This is a genomic window from Acutalibacter caecimuris (assembly GCF_034335085.1).
Classification (GTDB): Bacteria; Bacillota; Clostridia; order Oscillospirales; family Acutalibacteraceae; genus Acutalibacter; species Acutalibacter caecimuris.
In genome coordinates, this window is the sequence record NZ_JAWXXJ010000002.1 from 1 (window position 1) to 15654 (window position 15654).

Below are 15654 nucleotides of genomic sequence, written 5' to 3' on the forward strand. Positions count from 1 at the left end.
CCCGCCCTCCCCAACCCACGCCCCACGGTCCCACCGCCCATCCCACCATTTCCCTCCCCCAGCGATTCATCCTCCCCTCTTCCCTTGTGCCAGCACCCGTCCCTTTCCTTTTTCCCCCAACGCACCGTCCATCCCCCAAAAATACCTGCCCATTACCCCCTTGCTATCCCCCTAATACCCGCCCAATACCAGCCCACTATCCCGCCAATACCCCCGCACGATCTACCCCTAAACGCCCCTAAAAACGCACAAATAGCCCCCCGCACACAGCCGGAGGGCTATCATTCTTTTCAAAAAAAGTAGCTTGCCTGCCTACAGGGCACACCCATAAAGCGCTGGGGAAGGTGCCCAAAGTTGGCCAGGGCCACCGCCTGTAAGATCTCCTCCCGGCGGCTTTCCGCATCCGGCAGGTCACAGACCACGTCGTTTAGGTCATAGGGCCCGTTGCGGAAATGCCCCACCACCGCCCCGTGGAACACCCCGTCGATCAGCAGGTACTGTAAGGGCTCGTGGTCGTAGGGCAGCCCCTGGGTCAAAGAGGCGGCCAAGGCCTTCAGGGCAGGTTCTTGGGTTTTATACAATATATCGTTGCGATGCATAGCAAAAACACAAGGTGTGGTGTCTGGCAGAGGGCCGGCCAATAGGGGCTCGTCGCTTTTCAGCACATAGCCCGTGCCGTAGGGGGCCAGTATCCCCTTGCCGGCCAGCGTGCCCAGGGCAAGCTTAATATCCTTGCCGGGCAGCCTGAAGAAGGACTTGGCCATCGCCCCGTCAAACCATACCATACGGTAGGCAAACCGCTGCAAGACCGTTTCCAGGGCCTGCTCCCGACACAACTGCCCCCAATCTATCTGCGGAAACATCTCCTCAAACACATACCAGCCCCGGTCCCACTGGCCGTCATACTGGTCCTCGTAGACCAAAAAGGCCTCCTGTAGCCGGTGCAGGGCCGGGGTAATCTCCTTGACCAGTAGCCCGGTTTCCTCTTTTATGCGCTGAATCGTCACCGGCCCTTCCCGGCGGATAAAGGCCAGCAGGGCCTGCTGGATGTCCGTGGGCACGGTTAGGGGCTTGCGGTAAAGGGCCGCAAATAGGCCCAATTCCTCCTGCATAACCCAGCCCAGATTGCCCCCCGCAAACCGGCCTTTCACCAGTTGCCGGGCCATTTGCCGGTCACGGTTAAACGCCAGGTCGTCGAAATTTGCCCGGAAACTTAGGGTGGGCGGGCAGCCAAAACCATTCCAGTAGACGTTTTGGCCGGGCTGGGTGTCCCGGTAGAGGAGGAGGTACTCCTCCGGGGTGGCGGGACAGGTGAGATGCTGGCGCTGCATACGTAGCGTGATAATGGCTTTGTCCATACAAATACCTCCTGTTGTCTATATAATGATAGGGGAAGCGGGGGAAAGGACGCTTGGGATGGGGCGCGGCGGCATTTAAAATTCGATGCCTTTCCGGGCGGGAACGCCTTGCCGGTAGGGGTGGCGCAAGGCGGTGATCTCGCTGATGTAATCGGCGGCCTGAAGGAACACCTGGTCCGGGGCCCGGCCGGTGAGGGCCAGTTCCAGGGCGGGGGGGCGTTGCAGAATCAGTTGCCGGGCCAGAGGGCGGTCCAGCAGGCCGTGGGCGTAGGCGGGGTTTAACTCGTCCAGAACCAGTAAGCCCAGTTGGCCGGTTTCTGCCAGGGCGAGGGCATCGGCCAGCAGGCGGTTGTGGCACGCGGTGATGGCTTGCCGTTCGGCCGGGCCCATGGCCCGCACAAAGCCGTAGTCCCGGTCGCAGCGGGCCAGCGTTACGCCGGGAATCTGCCTGAGGACGGCCAATTCCCCGGTGTCCCGGCCCTTCATCAGTTGCACCAGATGCACCCGCATCCCCCGGCCGGCCGCCCGCATTAAAAGCCCTAGCGCCGCGCTGGTCTTGCCCTTCCCATCCCCGCAGTAAATATGCAGTAGCCCCTTGCGCTCCATTTTGATCTCCTCCCAGTAAGTTTGCGTTTTCGCCCAGCTTGAGCACCAAAAAAAGAAAAAGAAAAAAGGAAAGAAAAGGAAAAAAGGAATGCCCCCGCCCACTGAAGGATAGACCGGCACCCCACTCAAAAAGCACAAAAGGGGCTACATGGGGGTCAAGGGGGCCCGTGGCCCCCTTGGGTCAACCAAGTAAATACTCTACAACCCCCTGCCCAGTGAGGGATAGACCGGCCCGCCACTCAAAAAGCATAAAAAGGGGCCACATGGGGGTCAAGGGGGCCTGTGGCCCCCTTGGTCCAACCAAGCAAACACTCTACAGCCCCCCGCCCAGTGAGGGATAGACCGACACCCCCTCTCAGAAAAGCATAAAAGGGGCTACATGGGGGTCAAGGGGGCCCGTGGCCCCCTTGGTCTAACCAAACGGATATAACCAACGCTAGCAGGCAAAAAGCCAGAAGAGGGCGCGGGCGGCGAGGGCGAGGACGAGCATGAGCAAGGAGGCGGTGTACATCAGGCGGTTGGCCCGGCGGATATCCTGGGGCTGTATGGGGCGGGTGTTGTCGCCAATAGTGGGCTTTTGGTGGAGTTGGCCGAAGTACCAGGCGTCGCCGGCCAGCATAAGGCCCAGGGCCCCGGCACAGGCGGCCTCGGTTTGGGCGGAATTGGGGCTGGCATGGTTGCGCCGGTCCCGCCGCCAGATGCGAAAGGCCCCCTTGGCATCCAGCCCCAGCAGGAAAGCGGCGGGAACCATCAGCAGGGCGGTGAGCCGGGAGGGCAGGTAGTTCAGCAGGTCATCCAGCCGGGCGGCGAACCGGCCAAAGTGCCGGTATTTCTCGTTTTTGTACCCCAGCATGGAGTCCATGGTGTTGGCAGCCTTGTAGAAAAAGCCGCCTATGGCTCCGCCCAGGGCCATGTAGAACAGGGGGGCCGTGACCCCGTCGCTGGTGTTTTCCGCCACAGTTTCCACCGCGGCCCGGATGATGCCGGGGCCGTCCAGGGGCTGGGTGTCCCGGCCGACGATCATGGACACGGCCTGGCGGGCGGCTTCTACGTCCCCCTGCTCCATGGCGCGGCAGACTTTCATGCTCTCTTTTTGCAGGCAGCGGGCGGCCAACATATAGTAGCACAAGATGGACTCGACCACAATACCAAGCCATAGATGGAGGCGGTAGGCCACCAGTAGCAGGGCGGCGGGAAGGGCCGTGGAGAGCAGCAGCACACACAGGGCCAGTAGGGTGCCGGCCAGCCCCTCCCGGCCGGGGAGGCGGGGGCGCAGGAACTTTTCCAGCCGGGCGATGGCAGCGCCCATCAGCCTTACCGGGTGGGGCAGGGTATAGGGGTCGCCTAGGAGGGCGTCCAGCAGGAAACCGCCCAGCAGGGGCAGGAATAGGGGAAGGGGGTTCATGGGAGCACCTCCGGGTGGGTGAGGGTGTGGCCGTCCCATTGGACGGCGTAGCCGCCGGCGTTTTTTACCTGAAAATCGTAAAAGCCGGCCGGGGGCTGGGAAAGGGTGGACATCACCGCCATAATGGTGCCGCCGTGCACCACGAAAGCGGCGGTATCCCCGGTAAAACCTGCCAGCGCGCCTACAAAGGCGGTTACGCTCCGGCGGATGAAGGCCGTCCGCGACTCGCCGCCGGGGAAGGGGAGGACGCCGTTGCTGTCGATCCAGCGCTGGTAGTCAGGGTCGCCGTTGAGGTCGCGATAGCTTTTGCCCTCAAAGGCGCCGAAATCACACTCTTCCAGCCCGGAAACCGGGGTGGCGGGAAGATGGGGGTAGAGGAGGGCGGCGGTTTCCCGGCAGCGGCGCAGGGGGCTACAGAAAACCCCGTCAGCCGCCGGATAGGCCCGGACGGTCAGTTCTTCGGCGCCCTGGGGGCAGAGGGGCTCGTCGGTTTTGCCGATGTACCGGCCCAGAAGGTTGCCGGCGGTTTTGCCGTGGCGGATCAGCAGGACTGTCATACCCGTTCACCCTTTCAGTTTGATGGGTAGGCCGCAGGCTACCCGTTCTACCGACTGGGCCTGCCGGGCCAGAACGCACCCGGCCCGGCCCACGTCCTCCCGCCACAGGCGCTCGTCCTGCTGGATGGGCACGACGCCGCAGCCGGTTTCGTCCATGATCACTACCAGCTTTGTGGCGCCCAGGGCTTGGGCGTAAGCGGCGGGGTCCTGCCCGGCCTGGCGCAGCCGCCGCACCAGCAGGTGGAAGTTGTACACACAGCGCAGGGCAGGCACCTTTGCGGGGTCTGCCAGGGCGCCGTCTGCCATCTCTTCGGTGGGGATGTGGTAGGTTTCCGCGGCGTAGGCACGCTTGCCCGCGTGGGTACCGCCGATGATCAAACGCATGGGTCATCTCTCCTTTTGGAATGGATCTGCCCCCGCCCTACAGGCAGACGAGGAAGGCGCCGGCTACAGCACCGGCGGGGACGGCCAACTCGCACAGGCAGAGGAAGTAGCCGGCCAAATCACCGGTGATACCGCCGAACCGCCTGTAGGCCAGGCGCCGGTAGCGGAGGAAGGCCAGCCCCCCGCACAGCCCCCCGCACAGCCCCGGCAGGGGGCAAAGGGCCACCATAGCCCCCAGGCTGGCTGCCAGGAACAGGGCCGTAACGGCTACGGTGGCCTGCCGGTGGGCCGGGTGGGCAAAACTTTGCAGGGTACCGCCGGTTTTGGCGGCTTTCAGGGTGACGGCCCCCAGGCCGCTCAGGGACCGGGACTGGACAAAGCCCAAAGCGCACACGGCCATGAGCCGGGGGCTGGAGAACCGGGCAGCCTCGGCGTACAGGCCCGCCAGTAGCAGCAGGTAGGCCCCCAGCCGGATAGCCGCAAAGGAGCCGATGTGGGGGTCTGCCAGAATGGACAGCAGCTTTTCCCGGCTGCCCCAACTGGCTTGGGCGTCATGAACATCGCAAAAGCCGTCCAGATGGATGCCGCCGGTGACCAGCAGGGGGAGGGCCACTGCCAGTACGGCAAACAACAGCTCCCCCATGCCCAGCCGCTGGCCCAGCCAGAACAGGGCCATGAGCAGCGTGCCGGTTACCAGGCCGATCAGCGGGAAAAAGCACAGGGCATACCGGCGGTTTTCCTCCTTCCACTCCACCTGGGGCATGGGGATGCGGGAGTACATGAGGAAGGCCGAGCAGAAGGATTTGGCCAACTGGGCCAGTAGGGAGGTCAACGTTGGGCGAGGCATGGCGGCAACACTCCTTTCAGCATAAGGGGGAGGCCGCAAACAGCCTCGATGACCCGGTCTGCCTGCCGGGCCAACTGGCAGGCCAGTGTGCCCATATGGCGGACGTAGGCCTGGGTTTCCGGCGGGTAGGCGATACCGTCGCCGTCTACCTGATTGCCCACCAGCACTAGCAGGCCGGTTTGCGCCCGCAGGGCGGCTATGCCGGCGCAAATCTTCCCCACAGGGTCCTGCGCCCGGGCGGAAAAGGTTTCGTTGGCCAGCAGGTTGCCCAGATCCTCTACCAGGGCGGCACAGCCGGGGGGTAGGCGGAGGTCTTGCAGGTCTGTGGGCTGCTGGCAGGTGGTAAAGCCCTTGCCCGCCCGCTGGGCCCGGTGCCGGGCGATGGCCGCGTGGGCCTCGGCCCCGAAAGGCTGCATGGTGGCAATATAGTAGAGGGGCGGGCCAAAGTCCACGGCCAGGGCCTCGGCCAGGGCAGACTTGCCGCTTTTGCTGCCGCCGGTGAGCAGGATCAGTTCTCCCATTCCTGATACCTCTCCATGCCAAGGCCCTCAAAACGGTGGGCGTTGTGGTAGACCGCCAGAGCGGCATCCAGCAGGGGCAGCAGCAACAGGCCCCCGGAGCCCTCCCCCAGACAGAGGCGGGCGTCGATGAGCGGGGTAAGGCCCAGGCGCGCCAGAAGGGCCGGGCCGGCGGGCTCTTTGGACACATGGGAACAGAGCATATACCCCCGGCACAGAGGGGCCAGCTTTACGGCCAGCAGGGCCGCGGCAGCGGAGATCACCCCGTCGATGACCACGGGCACCCGGTACACGGCCCCGCCTAAAAACAGGCCCACCATGCCGGCGATCTCGTAGCAGCCCAGCTTGGACAGCAGTTCCAGAGGCCGGGAGGGGTCGGGACGGTTTACCTGAATGGCCCGGCGGACGGCCTCTACCTTGCGGGCCAGGCCGGCCCGGCTGAGCCCCGCCCCCCGGCCGGTGGCCTGATGGGGGGGGATGCCCAGCAGCACCGAGGCCAGGGCCGCGGTGGGGGTGGTGTTGCCGATGCCCATCTCCCCGGTGAAAAGGATCTGGCAGCCCTGCTCCCGGCTCTCCCGCACCAGGTCCATGCCCGCGCAGACGGCGGCGGTGGCCTGGGAGAGGCGCATGGCGGGGCCTCTGGCAATGTTGCCGGTGCCGGGGGCGATCCGCCGGGAGAGCACCTTGCCCCCTAGCGGGGGGCCGGAGATGCCCAAATCAACCGCCACTACAACGGCCCCCAGCGCATCGGCCATTACATTGATGTTAGAGGTGCCCCCGGCCACCGCGGCGGCCACTTTGGCGGTAACGGAGCTGTCCGTTTGGGTGACGCCTTCGGCGACCACGCCGTTGTCGCCACAGAGGACAATGACCTGCCGGTGATCCAGGCGCACGTCCTCGTTGCCGGTAATGCCGGCGATCTGGATGACGGCCTCTTCCAGCAGGCCCAGACTGTGCAGGGGCTTGGCGACTTGCTCCCAACAGGCCTGGGCCCGCTCCATTGCCTGGGCATCCAGGGGGCTGATCTGTTTGATCCTGTCCATTTGGTAACACTCCTTCTATACGTTGCGGGCGCTGTGCCCGGCTGGGGCGAAAAAGGGGGCCCCTTGCAGGGGTATCAGAAAAAAGAAAAACGTGGAGAATGCCCCAAGGGGGGTGCGGGCTTTGCCTATTATAGGCAACGTGGTGGGGGAGAGGAGGCCCGCCTGGCATCAAAAAACAAAAACGCAATAAATAGCCCCAAGAGGGTGGGTGCAGAACTTGTCCTTCTCAGACGGCATAGCGGGGAGCCCGGTGGGCCGGGTCCAGGGACGGCCTTAGTCCCTGGCAGGGTGTGGGGCAGCGCCCCACGACCTTAGCCAGCCTGCCGCCCAAAAGAAAACAGGGACGGCCTTATCCCAGCCTTGCGGCGCAGGCGGAAACGAAACGGGCGGCTGCGGCGGGGGAGGCGCAGAGGTTGAGGTGGGGGAAACCGGCGTAGAGGGTGGGGGAGGCCCAGGCACAGGGGGCGCACTGGCCGGAACTGACCTTTTGGGCGGTGAAACCCTGACCGGGGGCGGTGCTGTCCCAATAGTGGAACTCGTGGGCCTTGAGGGTTTCGCCGGCGTTGCAGAGCAGGTTGTTTTGGCGGGCGGTGAGCAGGGTGTAGCCAAAGCGTTGCAGGCGGCCGGTACGGAACCCGGCGCCGGGAATGACGCCTACCATATCGTGGGGAATGCCGGTGTCATCCTCTAATGTGTTGTGGAGGTAGAGAAAACCGCCGCACTCGGCAAGGGTGGGCAGGCCACCGGTTACCGCCTGCCGGATGGCCTGCCGCATTGGGCGGTTGGCGGCCAGGGCAGCGGCGTGAAGTTCCGGGTAGCCGCCCCCCAGCAGCAGGCCCACGCAGCCGCCGGGCAGCGCCTGATCTTTGAGAGGAGAGAAGGGCACCAGCCGGCAGCCTAGGTGCCGCAACAGGGCTAGATCGTCCGCATAATAGAAACAGAAAGCCTGGTCATAGGCCCACGCCACGGGCACAGGCGGGCTTTGGACGGGCGGGGGGAAAGGCACGTCCCCGGCGGGCAGGGCCGGGGCGGAGACTGCCAAGGCCAGCAGGGCGTCCAGATCCAGATGCCGACGGGCCAACTCTGCAAGGCGGCGGGCGCGTTCCTTTAAATCTTCCACCTCCGCCGCGGTGACAAGGCCCAGGTGGCGGCTTGGGAAACCGCATTCCGGACAGGGGGGGAAATACCCAAGATAGGCCACGCCCAGAGCCTGGCACATCTGCCGGGCGGTGGGGACCAGCCGGGGGGACAGGCGGTTGAAGATGAACCCGGCGATCTGGCTGGGGTGGCGGAAACGGAGGAAACCTTCCATCACCGCGCCTACGGATTGGCCCATGCCCTTGCAGTCCAGCACCAGAACGGCGGGGGTGCCGGTGGCACAGGCGGCCTGCCAGGAGGAGCCCAGATCGCCGGCGCCGTCGTAGTAGCCCATAGCGCCCTCCAGGAGGGAAACCTCCCCGGCGTTTTCCCGTAGCAGGTACCGCATGACCGCCGGGTTGTGAAAGAAGGGGTCAAGATTCCTGCATTTTGCCCCGGTGATCCGGCTGTGGAACATGGGGTCGATGTAGTCGGGGCCGCATTTGAAGGCGGCAACATCCAGCCCCCGGTCTACCAGGGCTTGCAAGAGGGCACAGGTAAGGGTGGTTTTCCCGCAGCCGCTGGAGGTCCCGGCGACCATCACGCGGTTCGCGGGCCTCATGGGCGCTGCCCCCGCAGGAGAAAGATGGGGTTTTCCGCTGTTAGCATGGTGTGGGAGCCTGCCTTTTTGGTGCGGGTGACGGCCAGTTGGGTGATCTCCGGCTCTACCCCCAGCGCGCCCAGGACGGACTGGGCCTGCTGGAGGGTTTCCAGAGAAACGGCGGTCAGGGCCAGGCGCAGGCGGGGATTTTTGGCAAAGGCCCCTTGCAGGATGGGCGCCAGCGCCCCGCCGGAGCCCCCCAGAAACAGGCAGTCCGGCGGGGGGAGTGCGGAAAGGGTTTCCTGGGCCCGGCCGGGCACGGGGAGGATGTTATCGCAGCAGAACCGGCGGCGGTTGGCATCCAGCAGGGCGAGGGCCAAGGGGTCCCGCTCCAGTGCATAGACCCGGCCCCGTGGGCAGCGCATGGCCAGCTCAACGGAAACGGAGCCGGTGCCGGCCCCCACGTCCCAGCAGATATCCCCCGCCCCAACGGACAGGGAGGCCACGCTGACGCAGCGTACCTCGGCTTTGGTCATGGGAACCTTGCCCCGGATGAAACGGCTATCGGGAATGCAACTGGGGATGTGGGGCTGGTAATGGGGGTTTTCTACCAGCAGGACGCTGAGGGGGGAAAAGGTGTGGGCGGCTACCTCCTTGGCTGGGGCACGGGTGATGGTTTCGTCCGGGCAGCCGAGGTTTTCGCCTACGGCTACGGAGAGATCGCCCAGGCCAAACTCGGCCAGCCGGGCACAGACTGTGGCCGGGGTGGAACCGCCGCCTAAAAGGAAGAAAGTCCTTTCGTGGGTACAAACAGGACGGAGGATACTGCCTCCGGTACCGTGGAGGCTGACAAAGTGCAGGTCCTGCCAGGGGATCAGCAGCTTGGAGCAGAGATAGGCGGGGGAGGAGATACCACAGAAAACCTGTACCTTGCAGCCTTGCAGCAGGGGGATAAGCCCCCGGGCGCCGCTGTAAAAGCCGCAGTCGCCGGATAGGAGCACGGCCATGTTCCGGTAGGGGCTTTGGGCGATCTGCGCGGCCAGTGCCTGGCTGTCATAGGAAAGGAATACCGGCTTGCCGCCGGTGGCAAAGGGCTCTACCACCCGCCGGGCCCCCAGCAGAAACTGGGCCTGCTCTACCGCCTGCCGGCCCTCCTGGGTCATGCCTGTCCCGTTCATCCCGGTGCCTACGATGCTGATCTGCTTTTGCATGAACGTGATCCCTCCTTGATTAGGATGTGGGGGTTGGTTGGCCATCGCCCGCCAAGTTGCTCTAAAAAAGAAAAATGCAAGGGCTTTCCAGTCCCCCTTTAGGCCTGCGTTTCTGGAGACGGTTGCCGTAGGGCCCTTAAAAAAAGTAAAGAAAACCTCCCCCACACACGAGGTAAGGGATAGAACGGGCGGCCACCCTAAAAAACCAATAGGGGGCCATAAAGGGGGTCCAGGGGGCCTGTGGCCCCCTGGGTCTAACCAAGAGGCCGGCGCGAAAGGGGCGGGGAGGGCGGAGAAGGGCAGGCGAGGAGCCCGGCGGCAGCCCAGAAGAAGGGGGCTGTGATGGGCATACTGTAGCCGAAGAGGCCTTGGAGGGCATAGCCCAGCAGGCCGGCGCCCAGGAGGGCAATGGCGCCGTTATGGGGGGCGGCGGAGATCCAGCGCCGGGCCAGAGAGGCGAGAAAGATTATGTACGTCACCAGGCCCAGCAGGCCCTGGTGGTAGAGCACGTTGAGGGGCTCGCTGTGGGCCATATCGATACTGGAAACAGCCTGACGGCCCAGCAGGGCGTTGTAGTGGCGGAACTGCATACCCGCCCGCAGCATGGTGTCAGGGCCGTAGCCCAGCCACAGGCGCTGGGGGACGCGGGCCAGCACCTCTTGCCAAATATAGAGGCGGCCGGTGCCGAAACCGGCGTCAAAGTTGCCGTGGAGGATCTGGTGGACTTCGTGGAACAGGCCGGCGCCGGCATCTACCAGATACACCAGCCCCAGCGCGGCCAGCAGGGCGCATCCCATAGCCAGAGCCGCCGATGCCCGCTGCCTACCTTTACGAAACCCTGCTACGGGCAGGGCCAAGAGGGTGCCCATCCCGACGCCGACAAAGCCTGCCAGCACGTGCATACGCACCAGCGCGTACAGGCACAGGGCCAGCGGGAGGAGCAGCCAGAACCGTCCCCGGGCCGACAGCCGGATAAGGGCATACACCAGCATGGGCAGGGACAGGCTGAAAAACCCCGCCACCAGCCCCACATTGCCAATGGTGCCCAGGTAGGCACCGGGGTAGGCCACGTAGGCATCGGCATAGGTGAGGCCCTGGGGGTACAGGCCAAAAGGGTTTCTGCCGGCCAGTTGTAGGGCACAGAGCCCACCGAACACTACCATGGCCCCGGCCAGGGTCCCCAGCAGCAGGCGGGTGGGCTTGCCGTAGGCGGAGATCAGTAGGAAACTGAGCACATAGAGGGTGATGCTGGCCGCGCCCTCGTAACGGCTGACGCCCAGAAAGGTGTGGGGCCAGTAAGGGGAGGCCAGCGCCGAAACCCAGGTGGCCAGCAGATAGGCTGCCGCCGCCCACTGGGGCCAGGTAACGCGCCGGAGGGCCGCCTTTATGCCGGGCCCCCTGCGGCGGGCCAGACCGGGCAGGGAAAGGGCAGCCATTGCCAGCACATAGCCGCCGGAGAGGCAGGCGAACAGCATAAACTTAAACCGGGTAATGCGGGTATACCCGGCCGGCCCGCATAGGAGCAGGAAAACCGTGGCCAGGGAGAGCAGGTAGGCCTGGGTCACCCATACCCGCGGCCCCTCCCCTAAAAAGGGAAACCGGTTTGTCAGCCACCGCACCAATGACATACGCCCCTTTCTGCAAGGCGGTAATACAAGCATTATAGTGGAAATGGGCGGGGATGTCAACCGGGGGGAGGGGGCAGGGCGTGCCCAAAAGAAGAGTTTATGGCGAAACCTTGGCCCCGGCGGTTGAAGGGGTGGCATAGCCAACTCTTGGTTATGCTCCCCAGAAATCCCCAATACCTTTGAAAAGTGAAAAGGTGGACGGATTTTTTGCGTTTTAATGTGCGTTTGGGGGGCGACTGGGGGATCGCCACAAAAGCGGGTGGGATGGCCAGGTTTGTGGCAAGGAGGGGGGATTTTTGCCGGTTTGGCCCGGAACAGGTAGAGGGCAGGGGGTTCGCGTTGACCGGCGGATTTTTTTGTGATATAATAGGGGCAAATCCAATGTCCCGCTTGGGAGGTCACTATTATGGTAACAAGAGTTTTTGTAGAGAAAAACCCTGGCTTTGACGTGGAGGCGCAGGCCCTGCTGGCAGACTTAAAGGGCAACCTGGGGCTTGCGGGCCTGGAGGAGGTGCGCATCCTGAACCGCTACGACGTGGAGGGCCTGACAGAGGAGCAGTTTGGGCTGGCGGCGGAAACGGTGCTGTCGGAACCCAACATGGACAGCGTGTACCCCGCGGGCTTTGCCCTGCCGGAGGAGTACCAGGCCTTTGCCACCGAGTACCTGCCCGGCCAGTACGACCAGCGGGCGGACTCGGCCGCCCAGTGCATACAGTTGCTGACCCAGGGCGAGCGGCCCGCTGTGGGCTATGCGAAGGTTATCGGCCTGAAGGGGGCGGTTACAGAGGCAGAGTTTGCCAAGGCCAAAGCCTACCTGATCAATCCGGTGGAGGCCAGAGAGGCGGCCATGGGCCCCGCGCCCGGAAGTTTGCGCATGGACGCCCCTGTGCCCACCGACGTGGCCCGTATCGAAGGCTTTACCGGCTGGGGGAGGGAGCAACTGGAAGGTTTCTATAACCAGATGGGCTTTGCCATGACCCTGGCCGACCTGGCCTTCTGCCAGGACTATTTCAGGGACCAGGAGGGGCGGGACCCCAGCGTGGCGGAACTGCGGGTGATCGATACCTACTGGAGCGACCATTGCAGGCATACTACCTTCCTGACCAGGCTGGGCCGTGTGGAGGTGGAGGACGGCCCCCTGAAGGCCGCCGTGGAGCAGGCCCTGGCCGGCTATCTGCGCTTACGGGACGAGCTGTACGGCAAGGACACAAAGCGGCCGGTTTCTCTGATGGACATGGCGACCATTGGGGGCAAGTACCTGCGCAAAAAGGGCCTGGCCCCGGATCTGGACGTGAGTGAGGAGATCAACGCCTGCTCCATAGAGGCCCCTGTGACCATCGACGGGAAAACGGAAACCTGGCTCATCCAGTTTAAAAACGAAACGCACAACCACCCCACCGAGATAGAGCCCTTTGGCGGCGCGGCCACCTGTCTGGGCGGGGCCATCCGGGACCCGCTTTCCGGCAGGGCCTATGTGTACCAGGCCATGCGGGTAACAGGCAGCGGCGACCCCACCCTCCCCTTTGAAAAGACCCTGCCCGGCAAGCTGCCCAGCCGGAAGATCACCACCGGGGCGGCGGCGGGGTATTCCAGCTACGGCAACCAGGTGGGCCTTGCCACAGGCCAGGTGACGGAACTGTATGACCCCGGCTATGTGGCCAAGCGCATGGAGATCGGCGCGGTGATTGGGGCCTCGCCCAAAGCCAATGTGCGCCGGGAAGTCCCCGCCCCCGGAGATGTAGTGGTGCTGCTGGGCGGGGCTACCGGCCGGGACGGCATCGGTGGGGCCACGGGCTCCAGCGTGGCCCACACAAAGAAGTCGGTGGAGGTGTGCGGGGCACAGGTGCAAAAGGGCAACCCGCCTACCGAACGGAAGATCCAGCGGCTGTTCCGTAACGGGGAGGCGGCCAGGCTTATTAAGCGCTGCAACGACTTTGGCGCGGGGGGCGTATGCGTGGCCATTGGCGAGCTGGCCCCGGGGCTGTCCATTGACCTGGATCAGGTGCCCAAAAAGTATGAGGGGCTGGACGGGACGGAACTGGCGATCTCTGAAAGCCAGGAGCGCATGGCCGTGGTGCTGGCCCCGGAGGACGTAGACGCCTTTAAGGCTTTGGCCGCCGCCGAGAATCTGGACGCCCAGAGCGTGGCCCAGGTGACGGAGGAGCCCCGGCTGGTGATGCACTGGCGGGGGGACGCGGTGGTGGACTTGGCAAGGGCGTTTTTGGACACCAATGGTGTGACCCAGGACGCGGACGCGGAGATCCGGGCGCCCAGGGGGGACTGCTACCGCACCACGGTGCCTGCCCAACTGCGGGACCAGCCCCTGGCCCAGGCACTGGTGGACAACATGGCCCGGCTGGAGGTATGCGGACAGAAGGGCCTTTGCGAGCGGTTTGACTCCAGCATTGGCGCGGCCACGGTGCTGATGCCCTTTGGGGGCACCTATCAACTGACCCCGGAAGAGGCTATGGCGGCGAAAGTGCCGGTACTGACCGGCGAAACCGACGACGCTACGGCAATGGCCTACGGCTACATCCCCGGCGTGGCCCGGTGGTCCCCCTTTATGGGGGCGGCCTACGCGGTGGTGGAGAGCCTCTCCAAGCTGGCGGCCATTGGGGCCGATCCCTTGAAGGCCCGGCTGACCTTTCAGGAGTACTTCTGCCGTTTGCAGGCCGACCCCGCCCGTTGGGGGCAGCCCGCCGCGGCCCTGCTGGGGGCCCTGAGCGCCCAAATGGGCATGGGCCTGCCGGCCATTGGCGGCAAGGATAGTATGTCCGGCTCTTTTGAGGAGTTGGACGTGCCTCCTACGTTGGTCAGCTTTGCGGTGGCGATGACTAAGGCCAGCCGTACCCTTTCCGCCTGCGTAAAGCATCCGGGCAGCCAACTGGTACTGCTGCCTGTGCCCACCGACGGGGATGATATGCCCCACTGGGAGAAACTGAAGGAGATGTACCGGCAGGTGTTGCGGCATATCCACTGTGGGGACATTACCGCCGCCGGTGTGGTGCGGGAGGGCGGTGCTGCCGCCTGCGTGATGCGTATGTGCTTTGGCGAGCGGCTGGGCTTTAAGTTTGAGAAGGGCCTTAGCCCGGAAACCCTGTTTGCGCCCTTGCAGGGCTCGTTGGTAGTGGCCCTTTCGGAGGAGGCGCAGGTGGGCTGCGGAACCTTGCTGGGCCACACTACCGGCCGGGACTGTGTAGAAATTGATGGCGAAAAGGTTCCCGTGGACCGGCTGATAGAGGCCTGGGGTGGGGTTTTGGAGAAGGTATTCCCCAACCAGGCGGCCCCTGCGCCCATGCCTGCGGACGTGCCCCTGTTCACCCAGCGCAACACCGGCGGTCCGGCTATCAAAACGGCCCGGCCCCATGTGGTGATTCCGGCTTTCCCCGGCACCAACTGCGAGGTGGACTCTGCCAGGGCCTTTGAGAAGGTGGGCGCTGAGGCGGAGGTGCTTATTGTGCGCAACCTGACCCCTGGGGATATTGAGGACACCATCCGCCGGCTAGAGCAGGCCATCCGCCGCAGCCAGATCATTATGCTGCCCGGCGGGTTCTCCGGTGGCGACGAGCCGGAAGGCTCTGGCAAGTTCATCGCCACCACCTTCCGCAACCCGCTGATCGCCGAGGCCGTTACCCATCTGCTGGAGCAGCGGGACGGGCTGGTTTTGGGTATCTGCAACGGGTTCCAGGCGCTGATTAAGCTGGGGTTGGTGCTTACCGGAAAGATCACCCCCCCGGATCCCAAAGCGCCGACTTTGACCTTTAACTCCCTGGGCCGGCACGTGTCCCGTATGGTGTATACCAGGGTGACCAGTGTCAAGTCCCCCTGGCTGCGGGGTGTGCGCGCGGGGGACGTGCATACCATCCCGGTTTCCCATGGCGAGGGCCGCTTTGTGGCCGATGAGGCCGCCTTGAAAGCCCTTATCGCCAACGGGCAGGTGGCCACCCAGTATGTCAGCCCCAACGGTGACGTCAGCGGGGATATCCAGTGGAACCCCAACGGCTCTGTCTGCGGCATTGAGGGCATTACCAGCCCAGACGGCCGGGTGCTGGGCAAAATGGGCCACTCTGAGCGCCGGGGCCGCGAACTCTACCGCAATGTCCCCGGCCATAAGGATCAACTCCTCTTCCGCTCCGGCGTAGAGTATTTCCGCTAAACGGAATTGCTACAATCGGCGGCTTTTTGCCTCCGGCGGCTTAAACCCCTTTCTCGAAGAAAGGGGTTTAAGAATCCCCAAAGACTTTTGAGCCGTTTTCTGTCGGCCTAATGGCGTCAAGCCGTTCACTCGACCACTGGTTGGGCGATGAACGGCTTTTTTGCTTTTCTCCTACCAACCGGCCTATATGGGCGGGGCTGTTCACACAACCGCCGGTTGGGAAGTGAACCATAATTCATTTGTTTTCGGCGATGTACCTGGGA

Annotated in this window: 12 protein-coding genes; 1 reads left to right on the forward strand and 11 read right to left on the reverse strand. The window is 64.3% G+C overall.

Annotated elements, in window-relative coordinates:
- Positions 1-290: 290 nt before the first annotated feature.
- The 11 genes from U8U01_RS01365 to U8U01_RS01415 all read right to left on the reverse strand — a co-directional run bounded on the left by U8U01_RS01365 (position 291) and on the right by U8U01_RS01415 (position 11235).
- Complete coding sequence (locus U8U01_RS01365) at positions 291-1358, reverse strand: hypothetical protein (RefSeq protein WP_322169246.1); 1068 nt, start codon at positions 1356-1358, stop codon at positions 291-293.
- 75 nt (positions 1359-1433) lie between these two features.
- On the reverse strand, positions 1434-1964 hold the full coding sequence (locus U8U01_RS01370; RefSeq protein WP_322169249.1) for a cob(I)yrinic acid a,c-diamide adenosyltransferase: 531 nt from the start codon (positions 1962-1964) through the stop codon (positions 1434-1436).
- 436 nt (positions 1965-2400) lie between these two features.
- Positions 2401-3369, reverse strand: a complete 969-nt coding sequence (gene cbiB / locus U8U01_RS01375; protein WP_322169251.1) for an adenosylcobinamide-phosphate synthase CbiB — start codon at positions 3367-3369, stop codon at positions 2401-2403.
- Complete coding sequence (locus U8U01_RS01380) at positions 3366-3926, reverse strand: histidine phosphatase family protein (protein ID WP_322169254.1); 561 nt, start codon at positions 3924-3926, stop codon at positions 3366-3368. Before U8U01_RS01380 ends, cbiB begins: the two co-directional genes overlap by 4 nt.
- Positions 3927-3932: 6 nt before the next feature.
- Complete coding sequence (locus U8U01_RS01385; protein WP_322169256.1) at positions 3933-4310, reverse strand: bifunctional adenosylcobinamide kinase/adenosylcobinamide-phosphate guanylyltransferase; 378 nt, start codon at positions 4308-4310, stop codon at positions 3933-3935.
- A 37-nt stretch (positions 4311-4347) separates the two neighbouring features.
- On the reverse strand, positions 4348-5157 hold the full coding sequence (locus tag U8U01_RS01390) for an adenosylcobinamide-GDP ribazoletransferase (protein ID WP_322169259.1): 810 nt from the start codon (positions 5155-5157) through the stop codon (positions 4348-4350).
- Complete coding sequence (locus U8U01_RS01395; RefSeq protein WP_322169262.1) at positions 5139-5678, reverse strand: bifunctional adenosylcobinamide kinase/adenosylcobinamide-phosphate guanylyltransferase; 540 nt, start codon at positions 5676-5678, stop codon at positions 5139-5141. The genes U8U01_RS01390 and U8U01_RS01395 overlap by 19 nt, the downstream gene beginning before the upstream one ends.
- Complete coding sequence (cobT, locus tag U8U01_RS01400) at positions 5666-6718, reverse strand: nicotinate-nucleotide--dimethylbenzimidazole phosphoribosyltransferase (RefSeq protein WP_322169266.1); 1053 nt, start codon at positions 6716-6718, stop codon at positions 5666-5668. The genes U8U01_RS01395 and cobT overlap by 13 nt, the downstream gene beginning before the upstream one ends.
- A 349-nt stretch (positions 6719-7067) precedes the next feature.
- Positions 7068-8417 carry a cobyrinic acid a,c-diamide synthase CobB gene (locus U8U01_RS01405; protein ID WP_322169269.1) on the reverse strand — a complete coding sequence of 450 codons (1350 nt, stop codon included), beginning with the start codon at positions 8415-8417 and terminating at the stop codon, positions 7068-7070.
- Positions 8414-9607, reverse strand: coding sequence for a precorrin-6y C5,15-methyltransferase (decarboxylating) subunit CbiE (gene cbiE, locus U8U01_RS01410; protein WP_322169272.1), 1194 nt, complete (start codon positions 9605-9607; stop codon positions 8414-8416). The genes U8U01_RS01405 and cbiE overlap by 4 nt, the downstream gene beginning before the upstream one ends.
- A gap of 254 nt (positions 9608-9861) precedes the next feature.
- Positions 9862-11235: an O-antigen ligase family protein gene (locus U8U01_RS01415; RefSeq protein ID WP_322169275.1), complete on the reverse strand. Its 1374-nt coding sequence runs from the start codon at positions 11233-11235 to the stop codon at positions 9862-9864.
- Between the two features lie 406 nt (positions 11236-11641).
- Here U8U01_RS01415 and U8U01_RS01420 point away from each other — a divergent pair, with 406 nt between their 5' ends.
- Complete coding sequence (locus U8U01_RS01420; RefSeq protein ID WP_322169278.1) at positions 11642-15391, forward strand: phosphoribosylformylglycinamidine synthase; 3750 nt, start codon at positions 11642-11644, stop codon at positions 15389-15391.
- Positions 15392-15654: the final 263 nt, after the last annotated feature.

Coding starts and splice junctions, on each gene's coding strand:
- U8U01_RS01365 (WP_322169246.1), bottom strand. CDS start 1,358: ATGGACAAAGCCATTATCACGCTACGTATGCAGCGCCAGCATCTCACC.
- U8U01_RS01370 (WP_322169249.1), bottom strand. CDS start 1,964: ATGGAGCGCAAGGGGCTACTGCATATTTACTGCGGGGATGGGAAGGGC.
- cbiB (WP_322169251.1), bottom strand. CDS start 3,369: ATGAACCCCCTTCCCCTATTCCTGCCCCTGCTGGGCGGTTTCCTGCTG.
- U8U01_RS01380 (WP_322169254.1), bottom strand. CDS start 3,926: ATGACAGTCCTGCTGATCCGCCACGGCAAAACCGCCGGCAACCTTCTG.
- U8U01_RS01385 (WP_322169256.1), bottom strand. CDS start 4,310: ATGCGTTTGATCATCGGCGGTACCCACGCGGGCAAGCGTGCCTACGCC.
- U8U01_RS01390 (WP_322169259.1), bottom strand. CDS start 5,157: ATGCCTCGCCCAACGTTGACCTCCCTACTGGCCCAGTTGGCCAAATCC.
- U8U01_RS01395 (WP_322169262.1), bottom strand. CDS start 5,678: ATGGGAGAACTGATCCTGCTCACCGGCGGCAGCAAAAGCGGCAAGTCT.
- cobT (WP_322169266.1), bottom strand. CDS start 6,718: ATGGACAGGATCAAACAGATCAGCCCCCTGGATGCCCAGGCAATGGAG.
- U8U01_RS01405 (WP_322169269.1), bottom strand. CDS start 8,417: ATGAGGCCCGCGAACCGCGTGATGGTCGCCGGGACCTCCAGCGGCTGC.
- cbiE (WP_322169272.1), bottom strand. CDS start 9,607: ATGCAAAAGCAGATCAGCATCGTAGGCACCGGGATGAACGGGACAGGC.
- U8U01_RS01415 (WP_322169275.1), bottom strand. CDS start 11,235: ATGTCATTGGTGCGGTGGCTGACAAACCGGTTTCCCTTTTTAGGGGAG.
- U8U01_RS01420 (WP_322169278.1), top strand. CDS start 11,642: ATGGTAACAAGAGTTTTTGTAGAGAAAAACCCTGGCTTTGACGTGGAG.